The sequence below is a fragment of the Paenibacillus sp. FSL R7-269 genome, from assembly GCF_000517865.1.
Taxonomy (GTDB): Bacteria; Bacillota; Bacilli; order Paenibacillales; family Paenibacillaceae; genus Paenibacillus_AQ.
Window position 1 is genome coordinate 26,137 of sequence record NZ_ASPS01000007.1, and the last position, 13,276, is coordinate 39,412.

Annotated in this window: 13 protein-coding genes and 2 pseudogenes; 2 read left to right on the forward strand and 13 right to left on the reverse strand. The window is 54.2% G+C overall.

Going from position 1 to position 13,276, the window contains the following annotated elements; translation table 11 throughout:
* Nucleotides 1-65: 65 nt before the first annotated feature.
* The 5 genes and pseudogenes from C162_RS02575 to mobB all read right to left on the reverse strand — a co-directional run bounded on the left by C162_RS02575 (nucleotide 66) and on the right by mobB (nucleotide 3,080).
* Nucleotides 66-557, reverse strand: a complete 492-nt coding sequence (locus C162_RS02575; protein ID WP_036690979.1) for a pyridoxamine 5'-phosphate oxidase family protein — start codon at nucleotides 555-557, stop codon at nucleotides 66-68.
* A gap of 107 nt (nucleotides 558-664) precedes the next feature.
* Nucleotides 665-1,372, reverse strand: a complete 708-nt coding sequence (locus tag C162_RS02580) for a DNA alkylation repair protein (protein WP_036690981.1) — start codon at nucleotides 1,370-1,372, stop codon at nucleotides 665-667.
* Between the two features lie 19 nt (nucleotides 1,373-1,391).
* Entirely contained in the window at nucleotides 1,392-1,877 is a 486-nt protein-coding gene (locus C162_RS36800; RefSeq protein WP_036691149.1) for a molybdenum cofactor biosynthesis protein MoaE, read from the reverse strand.
* A gap of 168 nt (nucleotides 1,878-2,045) precedes the next feature.
* A pseudogene (gene mobA, locus C162_RS36805) lies at nucleotides 2,046-2,498 on the reverse strand (molybdenum cofactor guanylyltransferase); the annotation flags it as partial.
* A 15-nt stretch (nucleotides 2,499-2,513) separates the two neighbouring features.
* The gene (gene mobB / locus C162_RS02590) at nucleotides 2,514-3,080 is read right to left on the reverse strand and encodes a molybdopterin-guanine dinucleotide biosynthesis protein B (RefSeq protein ID WP_051493166.1); all 567 of its coding nucleotides are present in this window, start codon (nucleotides 3,078-3,080) and stop codon (nucleotides 2,514-2,516) included.
* Nucleotides 3,081-3,277: 197 nt separating this feature from the next.
* Here mobB and C162_RS02595 point away from each other — a divergent pair, with 197 nt between their 5' ends.
* Nucleotides 3,278-3,991, forward strand: coding sequence for a YwiC-like family protein (locus C162_RS02595; protein ID WP_036690983.1), 714 nt, complete (start codon nucleotides 3,278-3,280; stop codon nucleotides 3,989-3,991).
* Nucleotides 3,992-4,074: 83 nt separating this feature from the next.
* On the opposite strand, the gene ilvB is transcribed toward C162_RS02595, so the two are convergent.
* From ilvB to C162_RS02615, 4 genes are read right to left on the reverse strand one after another with little or no spacing between them, the layout of a single operon-like run.
* On the reverse strand, nucleotides 4,075-5,751 hold the full coding sequence (gene ilvB / locus C162_RS02600; RefSeq protein WP_036690985.1) for a biosynthetic-type acetolactate synthase large subunit: 1,677 nt from the start codon (nucleotides 5,749-5,751) through the stop codon (nucleotides 4,075-4,077).
* A gap of 28 nt (nucleotides 5,752-5,779) precedes the next feature.
* Nucleotides 5,780-6,796, reverse strand: coding sequence for a GTP 3',8-cyclase MoaA (gene moaA, locus C162_RS02605; RefSeq protein ID WP_036690987.1), 1,017 nt, complete (start codon nucleotides 6,794-6,796; stop codon nucleotides 5,780-5,782).
* A gap of 32 nt (nucleotides 6,797-6,828) precedes the next feature.
* A complete protein-coding gene (locus C162_RS02610) occupies nucleotides 6,829-8,079 on the reverse strand; it encodes a molybdopterin molybdotransferase MoeA (protein WP_036690989.1) in 1,251 nt (416 codons plus the stop codon).
* 42 nt (nucleotides 8,080-8,121) lie between these two features.
* Nucleotides 8,122-9,612 (reverse strand): nitrate/nitrite transporter, encoded by a 1,491-nt coding sequence (locus tag C162_RS02615; protein WP_036690992.1) that lies wholly within the window; start codon nucleotides 9,610-9,612, stop codon nucleotides 8,122-8,124.
* Nucleotides 9,613-9,914: 302 nt separating this feature from the next.
* On the opposite strand from C162_RS02615, the pseudogene C162_RS35170 reads away from it, so the two are divergent.
* Nucleotides 9,915-10,456 (forward strand): annotated as a pseudogene (locus tag C162_RS35170) (Rpn family recombination-promoting nuclease/putative transposase); the annotation flags it as partial.
* A gap of 69 nt (nucleotides 10,457-10,525) precedes the next feature.
* Here the strand turns inward: C162_RS35170 and C162_RS02630 are convergent.
* The 4 genes from C162_RS02630 to C162_RS02645 are packed head-to-tail and all read right to left on the reverse strand — an operon-like array spanning nucleotide 10,526 to nucleotide 13,254.
* A complete protein-coding gene (locus tag C162_RS02630; protein WP_036691000.1) occupies nucleotides 10,526-11,053 on the reverse strand; it encodes a hemerythrin domain-containing protein in 528 nt (175 codons plus the stop codon).
* A gap of 23 nt (nucleotides 11,054-11,076) precedes the next feature.
* Complete coding sequence (locus tag C162_RS02635; RefSeq protein ID WP_036691001.1) at nucleotides 11,077-11,724, reverse strand: response regulator transcription factor; 648 nt, start codon at nucleotides 11,722-11,724, stop codon at nucleotides 11,077-11,079.
* A gap of 28 nt (nucleotides 11,725-11,752) precedes the next feature.
* Nucleotides 11,753-12,763 carry a sensor histidine kinase gene (locus C162_RS02640; protein ID WP_051493182.1) on the reverse strand — a complete coding sequence of 337 codons (1,011 nt, stop codon included), beginning with the start codon at nucleotides 12,761-12,763 and terminating at the stop codon, nucleotides 11,753-11,755.
* Nucleotides 12,764-12,795: 32 nt separating this feature from the next.
* Entirely contained in the window at nucleotides 12,796-13,254 is a 459-nt protein-coding gene (locus C162_RS02645) for a GAF domain-containing protein (RefSeq protein ID WP_036691004.1), read from the reverse strand.
* Nucleotides 13,255-13,276: the final 22 nt, after the last annotated feature.

The window sequence follows — 13,276 nt, forward strand, 5'->3', positions numbered from 1 at the left end:
AATTCTGTTGATCTCTCCGTTGCAGAACCTATGAACCTATAGCTTCCTAATACCGTCTGTCTGCTCTATTCCAGCTCGACCGTCTGATTCAGATTCAGCCCGTCCGTGTCCTGGCCGGTCATCCGCTTGAACATGTATACAGCCTTCTCGGCCATATTGCCGCTCTTCCAGTATTCGGCAGCTTCGGCATGGACTTTTATCAGAATGACATTCGGATCATCATAGCTTGTCTTCAGGAACGTATCGTACCCTGCACTCCAGAGCTCTTTCTTCTTGTTCACATCGGTTACAATCTCAGCCGTCCCACGAATGGATACATAGGATTTATCGGCATACACGACATTCACGCGCGGGTCATACAGAATCTCCCCGAACTTGCTGGTATCCTTCTTGGTCAGGAACCACAAATCCCCGTCAAATTCGACCTCCTGGGTCTTCATGGGCCGGGAGACCAGCCCTTCCTCCGAAATCGTGGTGAGCATAGCCATATCGATACCCTTGATCAGCTTCCGGACCGTCTCAACGGCTTCCTCGTGACTATGGTGTGTAGTTGACATCTTTACCGCCTCTTTTCTTCCAGGATAGGGAATAGGTTATCCAAATGCATAGCATTTATTAACCAGAAGCAGCGAAACATTACCGGATGCCGGTGAAATCCGCGAGATCAGCAGCGTACATGCTTGCGCTTGAACCCGGTCCGTCCTTTGCCGACAGCCTTCATAATATTATCGTATGCGCTGATACGCTTGCTCTTCGGCTTGTCCTTGTCCACCTCGACCGGACCCACCCGCTCCGCCGTCTCGCGTGCCAGATCATGAAGCGGCGAATACGATACGGCCACCGTATACATAAAGTTGTTCATCGAATACCGGGTGCGCTCAGGGGACTGATGAATGCTCTGCTCTGCCTGCTCCAGCATACTGGCCAGCTTACTCTCCGAGAACTCCTGATCCGGGCGGCTTCCCAGCAGCCAGCAGTAACAGCTCCAGCCTGCCGACATTCGAAGGTCCTCTCCGCTCCTGATCCACTCATCGGCCACCTGCTGGGCAATATCCGCTTCAGCCAAGGTTACAGCCACCACGAAATCGGACAGCATATAGAAATAAGCCCCGTCTATCCAGCGGTTGTAATCCGCCTCTGTCATCCCGTTCGGATCAGCAATGATCCCGGCAAAATACATCGCATCATAATTACCTGTGGCATACAGCTCCTCAGCCAGCGTCTGATTGATTCCGGTTTGCCTGAAAATCGGCTTCATGGCACCGGTAGCCACACCAAAGAGCGGTTCCCGTGCACCGTTTGCGGTATACATCTTCTTGGTCCGTTCCTTGCCAAGCGCTTCAAGCTCCTGCATTACCTGTTCTGCATTCATTGAACGTTCCTCCTTATAGCTACCTCTCATCTTCCGCCGGAATATCCGGCAGCAGCGGACGGCCCTCAGGGTAGGCATTCTGATTCAGCTGGTCGCCAATCCACGCTTTGCCGTCCTCGCCGGTTTCTTTTTTCCAGATGGGGACGATTTGCTTGATCCGCTCAATCACATATTCATTCGCTTCATAGGCAGCCTTACGGTGGGGCGATGAGACTGCGATGACTACAGCAATATCGGTAATCTCCAGCCTGCCGATCCGGTGGGTGACCGCAACCTTCGTATCCGGCCAGCGCTCCAGCACTTCCTGCCCGATGCGCTTCAGCTGCGTTACAGCCATAGACGGATACGCTTCATATTCAAGATACAAGGTTTTCTTTCCCTGCGTGAACTCACGCACTGTACCGATGAATAAGGTAATCGCCCCGGCCTCTCTACGCAGAACTTTATCGGATACCTCAGCAGGTATTATCGCGGACTCTGTAATTTCAAATAACGAATCGCCCATTTCCTCACTTCCCTTCGATAGATGCAGCAGCTGCTCATATTGCTCGGGTGTATCTATATCTGCCGCGAAATCTTCCTCTAGCCCCGCACCGGCCAGCTCATCCCGTTCCACGCCTAACCAGTGCAGTGATTCTAACAAACCGCCCAGCCGGTACTCCCGGTTCGCAAGTCTTGCTGTAATGTCCGGCAGGAGCCGGTGCGGCCGGTATACGCCATGCAACATCTGATGCTTGCCGTCAATGACTGGCAGAACCGCATCATAACCGCCGGCCTCAAGCCGGGTAAGCATCCATGCGGCAGCTGGAGCTGATATATCGGGGCTGTCACAGCTTACCACCCAGGCATAGTCCGTCTCTACATTTGCAAAAGCAGCATGAAACCCGCTAAGCGGCCCATGCCCGGCATAAACATCCGGTATATATAGAATATCCGATGGAAGACGTTCCAGATACGGGGTAGGATCGTTCGTGACCACAATCACGCTGGAGCACAGGGACTGCAGCTCCCTCACCTGCCGGACAATGAACGCTTCCCCGTGATAGGTCAGGAGGGCTTTATTGCGGCCCTGCATGCGGGAATTCTGTCCGCCCGCCAGTATAATTCCTGTCAGCACCAAGGGCACCTCCTGTAGTAGAATCTAGGACTGAAGCAGTGACAGCGCCAGTGCGATAACCGCCTGATCCGCAAGCGCCTGATCCCGCAAAGGCAATACCGGCGGACTATCCGGGCTAATCCGGGAACCAGACGCTGCACTCTGTAGTTCCACAGCCTCTTCCCAGCTTAACCACAGGCGTATGTTTGTTGCTTCCTTGTGCAGCGTTATCTGGTCTGCTGTGCGGCGAATTAGGGCGATCTTGGGATAATCCGCAGATTTGAACCCCTCAGCAATCACCAGATCTACTCTGCCGCGCATCGACTCGGCGATTTCCCGCAGTGAAGCCGCAGATCTGCGCATGACCCTTGTCGCCTCCGGCGAGGTCAATACCGTCTCCACTGCACCGTGCAGGAGATGCTTGCTGCTATCCGTTCCCGGATCATCCAGCTGGAAGAGATGGGCATCATGCTTGGCAGAGCCAACCCGTAGTCCTTGCGCAGACAAGGCCTCGATTAACCGGCAGGCGAGGGTTGTTTTGCCGCTGTTCTTGTATCCGACGATTTGCAGTACAGGAACTAGGCGCTGTACCGCCGCATGCTGAGATTCCATAGTCACAGTGTCTGCTCCTCTGCTTGAAGATCTATTTTCGATTATACACTATTCCGGCCGCTGCCCATTCCCCGCCTAATCTCTTGACAGCGCTACTGTGCTTGAAATCACCAGCATTCTCCGCCGGGTACAAGTATAGTTAAAGAGTCTAGTAGCTTACGTGTCATGATATATCCGTGAAGGAGGTCTATTGCTGCATGAAAAAATACATCCCCAACCAGCACGGCGCCTGGGCGATGCTCGTTCTCCCTTTTCTGCTGGGCGTCGCCGCTTCCAAGGGGCAGTTCATACATATTCCGCTGTTTATCTGCTGGCTGCTGATCTATCTGTTCAGCTTTCCGCTCTTGCAGGGGGTGAAGACCCGGAAGTTCGCACGTTATTTCCAGCCGCTCAGGTTATACGGACTTCTGCTGCTTCCGTTCGCCCTCTATCTGGTGATTGTCCAGCCTGTGCTGCTGGGGTTCGCGCTGCTGCTCTTGCCGTTATTCGCCGTTAACCTCTATTATGCCCGGACCCGAAATGAACGCGCCTTGCTTAATGACATCTCCGCTATTGTGGCGTTCTGCCTGGTGATTTATCCGGTCTTCTATGTGGGGCTTGGGGAGAACTGGAGAGCCGTGAATGAGCTGTTCGTGCTGGCGGTGCTGTACTTCATTGGAACTGCCTTCTATGTCAAAACCGTCATCCGTGAGCGGAACAATATCCGTTTCTATTATGGCTCCGTCGCCTATCATCTGCTGTTCGCGGCAGCCGGTCTGTATCTGTTCCCTTCACTGCTGGTCCCGCTGCTGGTTCTGCTGTTGCGGGCAGCCATTCTGCCGAGGACAGGAATTACCGCCAAACGTACGGGAATCATCGAGATCGGCTTCTCCGTCATCTTATATGTGTCTGTGCTGGTGCTGTATTTCTAGGAGAATCACAATGCTTATTCGGACAAAAAACAGGAAGCTCCTTCGCCAATCTGCGCGAGCGGAGCTTCCTTCGGTCTGCCAGCCTATTCTACGATCATATCCTGATTGCTTGAGCCTGGCGGTACAATGGGATAGACATTATCCTCCTCGGTGATATCAAATTCCATCACAACCAGTCCTTCCGTATGCAGAGCCTGTTCAATAATCTGCTCCGCTTCAGCCAGCGTTCGCGCCCGGAACCCGTGGGCGCCGAAGGATTTGGCTAAGGCCACGAAATCCGGCGAACTGATCCGCACCGAGGAATAACGCCGGCCCAGAAACAGCTGCTGCCATTGCCGTACCATTCCCAGATACCCGTTCTTGAAGATTGCCACCTTGACATTCAGGCCGTGATCCACGGCGGTCATAATCTCCTGCATATTCATCTGGAAGCTTCCGTCCCCTGTAATACACACCACATCGCGGTCAGGAAAAGCAACGGCCGCCCCAATCGCAGCAGGCAGGCCGTACCCCATCGTTCCCAGCCCGCCGGAGGTCAGGAAGGATCGGGCTTCCGAGAATTCATAGTGCGTAGCCGTCCAGATCTGATGCTGGCCGACATCGGTGGCAATCATCGCATCGCCTGCGGTAGCCTTTTGGAGGGCGCGGATGACTTCCTGCGGGGTCAGCTTAGCGCCTTGTTCCCGGCCCGGCTTCGGCTTGCGCTGACGCCAGACCTTAATCTGCTCCTCCCAGAGCAGATGCTCCGCGGTATATACCTGTTCCTGTATTCCTCTGAGCAGCTCCTCACAAGAGCCAGTCACTGCAAGGTCTACGGGGATGTTCTTGTTCAGCTCTGAGGTATCCAGATCCACTTGGATTTTATACGACCCCGGCGAGAATGCCTTCCGCTTGCCCGTTACCCGGTCGCTGAACCGTACCCCGAGACATAACACGACATCGGCGCCTTGCAGCGTACGGTTGGCTGCCACCGTTCCATGCATCCCGACCATTCCCAGATGCAGGGGATGCCCGGAAGGGAAAGCCCCGATCCCCATCAGCGTACTTGCTACGGGGAAGTGATGCCGCTCCGCGAATTCCCGCAAGAGGGCAGGGGTCTCTCCCTGCATGCAGCCTCCACCGACCAGCACCAGCGGCCGCTCTGCACGGCTCAGCCGCTCTGCCGCAAGCTGAATATCCGCAGGATCAATGGACGGATTCGGCTCGTATCCCCGGATCACCGGCGCAGAGCAAGGCTCAGCCGCTCCACTGACAGGAATGAACTCCGCATTCATCACGTTCTTCGGCAGATCAATCAGGACGGGGCCTGGTCTTCCCGTGACCGCTACATGGAATGCTTCGTGGACGATTCTGGGAAGCTCGGCAATATCTCTGACGATATAATTGTGCTTCGTGACCGGCATGGTCATTCCGTAGATATCCACTTCCTGAAAGCTATCCAGACCAATAAGGTCAGTGGCTACCTGACCTGTAAGCACAATTAACGGAACAGAATCCATGAACGCAGTAGCAATTCCGGTTACTGCATTGGTGGCTCCGGGACCGCTGGTTACCAGCGCTACCCCCGGCCGTCCCGTTACTCTGGCGTATCCGTCTGCAGCGTGAACCGCAGCCTGTTCATGGCGGACCAGCACATGCTGAATCCGGTCATTATCATAGAGCGCATCATATAGAGGCAATACGGCACCACCGGGGTAGCCAAACAGGGTCTCTACCTTTTTATCAATCAGCATCTCAATCAGCAGTTCTGCTCCGTTCATAGTTACACTTCGCCCCTTGTCATGCGAATTATCCTCCAATATAGGACATGCCAATCTTGGCCTTGCTTCTGCGGGTCTCTTCCGTCCGCTCATCGGAATAACGGTCGCTGCGCTGCTCCCATACCTGCTTAATTGCTGCCAGCAGCTCTTCGTCGCCAGCCCCTCCGCGCAGCATGGCCCTAAGGTCAAAGCCCTTGGAGGCAAACAGGCAGGTATACAGCTTACCGTCCGAAGACAGCCGGGCACGCGAACAGGTGGAACAGAACGATTCGGACACGGAAGTGATGAAGCCGACCTGGGCCGGACTGCCAAGATAGCCGTAGCGCTGCGCGACCTCGCCGCTGTAATTCTGCTCAAGAGCTTCCAGCGTATAGACGCTTTGCAGTTGCTGCAGGATTTCTTGCTTGGTGACGACCTTATCATAGCTCCAGCCGTTATCGTTGCCGACATCCATGAACTCGATGAAGCGCAGCGTGATCTTCCGCTTCTTGAAGTAGGCGGCCATCGGAAGAATCTCTGATTCGTTCACGCCCCGCTGGACGACCATATTCACCTTGACCTCGAACCCGGCGGCTGCTGCCTGATCTATAGCCTCCAGAATCATTCCCGGCCTGAAGCCCCGCCCGTTCATTCTGCCGAACAGCTCGGGCTCCAGCGCATCCAGGCTGACATTCAGCCTGCGCAGGCCCGCAGTATACAGCGGAGCTGCCTGTCCGCCCAGCAGGACTCCATTCGTCGTCAGTCCCATATCCTCTACACCGGGAATGGCGGAGATCTTGGTAACCAGCTCCGGCAGATGGCGGCGCATCAGCGGCTCGCCCCCGGTCAGACGGATCTTGCTTACGCCGAGCGAGACGAACAGTTTCGCCAGCCGGGTGATCTCTTCGAAGGTGAGCAGCTCACCGGATGGAAGAAAAGCATAGTCGTCACCGAAAATCTCCTTCGGCATGCAGTAGGAACAGCGGAAATTACACCGGTCCGTGACCGAAATCCGCAAATCATGGATAGGCCGCCGCAGCTGATCTTGCAGTGGATGATGATTCATGTGCGTCTATCTCCCTTCCCGTACACTTGGCCTTACAATACCCAATCATTCATGCCCTCTTCCACCCCGAGCAGCAGGACATCCACCTTATCCCCTGCGGCGAAGCCTCTTGTTCCGCCAGGCAGTACTATCAGGGAATTGCCGCGTGCGATGGACGAGACAGCATTCGATTTATTGAAGCCGGCAGGCCGGACCGAAGTGCCGTCATATACCGCCCGGACGAACCGGGTGAACGGATTCGCCTTGGCGAAATTCTCCGCCAGAACAGCTGTGGTACGCGGCAGATACAGATGGTCTGACCCCATCATCTTAAGTAGCGCAGGTCTTACAAACAGCTCGAAGCCAGTGAAGCACGCTGAAGGATTGCCGGACAGTCCGAACAGGAATTGATCCCCGGCCACTGCCACTGTAGTCACACTGCCGGGACGCATCGCCACCTTATTGAACAACACATCGGCTCCAAGGCGCTTGTAGATCTCCGGCAGGTAGTCATAATCACCCACTGATACTCCGCCCGTTGTGATCAGACAGTCGGTCTCAGCGAGCGCCCGACGGACAGTCTGCAGGCATTCCTCCAGCCGGTCCGCTGCCGTATCATAGATCCGGTACGGGATACCCATCCTGGCGAGCTGAGCGGCAATCATCGGCCCGTTGCTGTTACGGATTTTGCCAGGTACGAGCGCGTCTGTCACTGCCAGCAGCTCGGTGCCCGTAGACAGAATCCCCACCACCGGCCGCTTCCCTGCCTTAACCTCCCCGTAGCCGAAGGTAGCCAGCAGTGCCACAACCCCAGGATGAATGAAGCTTCCGGCCGGAATGACCGTTTCACCCGCTAGCATATCCTCCCCTTGCAGGGACAGATTCTCCTGCGGCGCAAACGCCTTACGGATCGTAAACGTCCGCCCCTCTGAGACTGCTTGTTCAAACATAACTACCGCATCTGCCCCAGCAGGCAGCGCTGCCCCCGTCATCAGCCGTACCGCTTCGCCAGCACCGATCACTGCCTGCGAGACTTCTCCTGCGCCGATATGATCTACCACGGTGAAGCTGACCCGGTTGCTGCCGGAAGCCTCGGCCGAATCCCGGGAAGCGATGGCATAGCCGTCATACGGGGAACGGGTGAAATGCGGTACATCATGGGTTGCCGTGAGCGGCTCAGCCAGAATACGTCCATAGCTGGCGTGAAGCGGAACGGTCTCTGTACCTGTGCGGCATACTCTCCCGGTTACCCTCTGCACAGCTTCCGCTACAGTAACCGGAGTTCTGGTCTTCTCCACCTTCATCTGCTCCTTACCGGGTGACGGACTGAGCATCCGTACATCCGTTTATTTCTCTGTAATATCGCTGAAGGTGCCTACATACCGGACATCTTCACCGGTCTCATCCTTCACAGCGCTGATATTCAGCCACTGCAGGTATTCTTCTCCATTCTTGCGCTTGTTCCAGATCTCTCCCTGCCACATGCCCTTTGCCTTGACTTCACCCCACATCACGCGGTAAAAGTCCTTCGGCTGGCGGCCGGATTTCAGCAGGCTTGGCTGTTTGCCAAGCACCTCTTCCTCGGTGTAGCCGGTAAGCTTCGTGAAGGCCGGATTGACCGTCTTGATGTGGCCGGACACATCCGTAACCAGAATCCCCTGGCCGGTCGAATTGAACACCTCAGAGGTGAGAGCAAGCCGGTCCTGGAAGTACAGCCATACCACGAGCACCAGACTGGCCAGCGCCACCTGGGACAGCAGCATGAAGCCGATGGAATATTGTCCGGTTGCCGCATGAATCACAGATAGCATGATCGGAGGGAAGAATCCGCCCAGACCGCCCATCATCGACACGATCCCGTTGGCAATCCCCGCCTGCTTATTGAAGTACAACGGCACCAGCTTGAAAATAACACCGTTGCCGATTCCCGCACTTACAGCAATCGCCAGGCAGCCTGCTGTATACAGGCCCATGTCCGGCATGAATGCCAGAATAATGGCAGCCACGGTGTAGACACTGAAGGTAAAGATAAGTAAGAACAAGGGCTGGAACTTGTCAGCCAGCCAGCCGCCAATCGGACGGAAGAAGGTCGCTACTGCGATGAAGCCGGCGGTGCGCATCCCGGCGTCCACTTTTTCCAGGCCAAAACTGGATACCAGAAAATTCGGCAAATAAATGGTAAAGGCTACGAAGGAGCCAAAGGTAATGAAATAGAACAATGAGAACAGCCAGAGCTTCTCGTTCCTTGACACGCCCTTGATCTGTTCAATAATCGGAGTGCGGAGCTTGGGCTCCTGACGGTCCCCGAAGAAGAAGTTAAGGACGATGAAGACCAGCAGCAGAATCAGATACATTTTGACTGCGTTCGCCCAGCCGAACTGTGCTGCCAGGATAGGCGCCGAGAAGGTTGTAACCGCTGTGCCGAGATTTCCGATTCCATAGATACCGTTAACCAGACCATGCTTCTCCTTCGGATAATACTTCGGCAAAGAGGTTACCCCTACAGAGAAGACCGCGCCGCCGACACCCAGGAACAGGCCGCCGATAATCAGATGGGTTACGGTTGAAGCCACACTGATGAAGTAGACCGGGAACAGCAGCAGCACGAAGCTGGACATAAAAATAATCCGCGCCCCCAGAATATTCGCATAATAGCCCAGCGGAATTCTCAGAATCGAGCCAAGCACGACCGGAATGGCCGTCACCATCGCCAGCCGCCCGGGAGGGATGCTGATATCCTCCGAGATAAAGGGCATCAAGGAGGAGATAATGACCCACACCATGAATCCGGTAATCAAGTTTAAGGTTTGCAGCGGCAATTGCATTTTTTTAATCATTCGTTTCACCTTTTCGCCGTTTTTTCTTGTGATGATTTCCTGTGATCTATACTTCCTGTACTCATTGTATCCGCCGTTCCCCGGCTCAGATATAGGGGAGTCCCCTTTCCCTGACAGGGGAAACCCTAAAATAACCCCACAAAGTGGGGCTTTAGCGTAGGTGATGATTCAGGTACTTTGCGGGGACCCCAAAACATATAAATCCTTGTAAAAAATAACGCCGCCTAATGGACTGTATGCGTTACAGAGTTTTAGGGACAGAATAGCATTGTTTGTATACAAAAAGGCTGATTTTGTTTACGTTAACTGAGATCATATTAATGAATTCTTACACAGATAAAGATGCTCCGGCTGAAAAGCAGTCCATACTGGACATCAAGGCGAAAACGGCAGAGGGCAAGCGAATTAACATCGAAATGCAATTGTTCAATCCTTACAATATGGAGAAGCGGACACTTTTTTACTGGAGTGAGATGTACTATCATCAAAGGGTGTTGAACAACCAAACTGGGAGGTGCAGACCATGAATGAACCCATGTTAAAAAAAGCAATGGATACACTTGAATTTCTTAGCCAAGATGCCGCTACACGTATGGAGTATGATGCCCGGATGAAGTATTTGCGTGATGAGGCTTCACGGATGAACGGTGCTAAAGCGGAAGGACGTGCAGAAGGACGTGCGGAAGGAATTGCGGAGGGAATTGCTAAGGGTGAACAAAAAAGAGCAGAGGCCATAGTACTTGAACTTCTTGCGCTTGGAGTAGAGACCTCAGTTATTCTTAAAGCTTCAGGTCTCACAGAACAACACATCCTAAGGTTGAAATCACAGATGGGTAAGCACTGACCGTGAATAGTCCCTTGTTGAAAAAGTATCAAAAGCCGCCCCAGTTAGAATGGAGCGGCCTGTTTTTTGTCACGTAATCAGCGTATTTAACTGTTCACTTAAACGTTCCTTGTCCTTCGGACTCAGCTGGTTCTCACCCATCGGGAAGATCACCGTCTCTTCTTTGACAAAATGGACGGTCAGCACCTCGAAGGCCTCTCCCGCATCGTGCACTGCTGAGCGGATTCCCTCAAGCGTCATCTGGTTGATATCCCCCTCAGAGTGATGCAGGAAATGCCCGATGTACCCGTCAATCTCGCGGTGCTCCTCCTGGATGCCTGCCAGCGGGCCCTGGTCGAAGCCGATATACTGGCCCAGCAGCGGGAAGAAATACGTCTCTTCCTTCTCCGTGTGCCGCTTCAGCGGAACGCCGAACTCCTGCACTGCCTTACGCAGCTTCTCAAGCTGTGTCTTGGCCTCTTCCAGCGTAATCTGCTCCTGCTCAAACCAGAGGACAATGGCATGCCATTCCTCCATCAGAAAAGTCAAATAGCGGTGTTCATTCTCAAGGATGCGCATCGCGGGCAGCGTAAACTTAAGGTTTGTATGTTCCGGCATACAGCTAACCCTCCAGTGGCCGGTCAGAAATCCAGCATTTTTTTCCTCAAAGCGTATTCGACCAGCTCGGGCCGGCTTTTAAGGTTAAGCTTCTCCATAATTTTGGCCTTGTGGGCCTCCACGGTCTTGACAGAAATAAAGAGCTTCTCGGCAATCTCCTTATTCCCGTATCCCTTGGCAATGAGCGGCAGAATCTCCAGCTCCCGCTTGGACAGCAGCTCGAACAGATCCTCGGTCCCGCCGGTCTTGTCCTGCTTAATGAACTCACGGACCAGTGAGGTAGCCATCTTGGGATGAATATAAGTACCGCCTTCATAAATCGTGCGGATCGCCAGCAGCAGCTCCTCATCCGGTGCACTCTTGAGCACATACCCGGAGGCCCCGTTCTTCAAGACATGGAAGAGATATTCATCATCGTCATGCATCGTCAGAATGAGAATTCGGGTATCGGGATAATCCTCCTTGATCTTGCCGGTCGCGGTCAGCCCGCTTTCTCCAGGAGGCATGCTTAAATCCATAATCAGGATATCCGGCCGGAGCTTGGCGACCATGGTGTAGGCTTCCCTGCCGTCCGCCGCTGCTCCGATCACTTCAATATCATCCTGAAAATTAAGAATCATGGAGAATCCGCTGCGTACGATCGCATGGTCGTCTGCAATGACGATCTTCATCAGAAGCTCATTCCTTTCCTCGGGCCCATCATACAGGAACCTGCAGCATAATCCGGGTCCCCTTGCCGGTCTCTGAATCCACACTGAAGGTTCCGCCCACCAGTTCCGCCCGCTCCTGCATCCCGAACAAGCCAAGCCCGGTTCCAGTAGGCTCATCTCCCAGATGGAAGCCGATGCCGTCATCCTGAACCAGAAGCTGCAGCATGCCGCCGTTCTCGGTGAGCGAGACCTTGACGCTGTCTACCTGGGCATACTTCAAGGCATTCAGCACCGCTTCCTGGCATACCCGGTACATGACCGTCTCGATCTCACTCCCGTACCGCTTCTCGGGCAGCCGGGATTCATACTCAATCACAAGGCCATATGTTTGTTCTACCCGCTTGAAGTGGGAGCGGAAAGCCGCCTCCAGACCGAAATCATCCAGGGCAGCCGGCCTAAGCTCCACCGACAGGTTGCGGATATCACTCAGCAGCCGGGTCATCGACACTTCGGTTTGCTTCACTTTCTTCAACAGGCCATCATCGGCTGTCATATATTTCAGCACACGCAGATCAATCACGGCACTCATCAGCTCTTGCGCAACGCTGTCATGCAGTTCACGGGAGATCCGCTTGCGTTCATTCTCCTGGGCTTCAATAATATGCTTCATCATCTTGTTCTGGTAGAACTTCTCTTGCGTCTTGAACTGTCTCGTTAAATCCCTGAGCATAAAGATCCGGATTCCGTTCTCTTCATCTATCGTGTGAAAGGTCGCGGCATAAGGCACAATCCCCTTGTCCCTGGTCTCCAGATAGACCTGATAAGAGGTGAACTCCTCTGAGTCCGGGGTGTGAAAATAACAATTCAGGCAGGTACGCAGCTCCGTCTCACTGGTATATCCCCGGCAGGTTCCGCAGAGCGCTTCAGGATTCCCCTGATACAGCTGCCTTAGAATATCCTTGTCGACAATCGTCTCGGCAGCCGGATTCATCGCCAGGGCTTTCCCTTGCCGGTCAAAAAAGAACATCGCCTCCGAGCTGTTCTCGAACAGCTTCGTCATAAGCTCACTGCGCAAATCCGTAGCAGGGTTCCTCAACTGAGCAACAATTCCTTCCCGTTCAAGTCTCCAATGCCGCCCCGCGCTGTCGCTTCCAGGTCACGCAGCATCTCAGCGGTCACCTGCCGGTCCCCTCTGAAGCCGCCCAGAAGCACGCCAGCCACACGGGCATCATTCCACATCGGCACCGCCCCGATGCTGTTCAGATTCTCCATCTTAGTGATGGGGTAATTGAACAGGCTGTCGGGCTTCACCATAAGCTTCACCGAAGGGATCAGGAAGGGCTTGCCGGTCTTGAACACGATGCCGGCAATCCCTCTGCCGGATTGCAGCACAATCCGTTTGTAGCGGTCACTTATATTGCCTGAGGCGTATTTCCAGCGGATCGCATAGTCATACTCCGCCGGTTCGGCGAACGCCAGCGACATGAAGTCATATCCCAGGCACTTACGGATCTGGTCAAGCCGGGTCTGGTAATCCACCTTATTCATCATCGCTTTCTCTCCTCGGATTGAA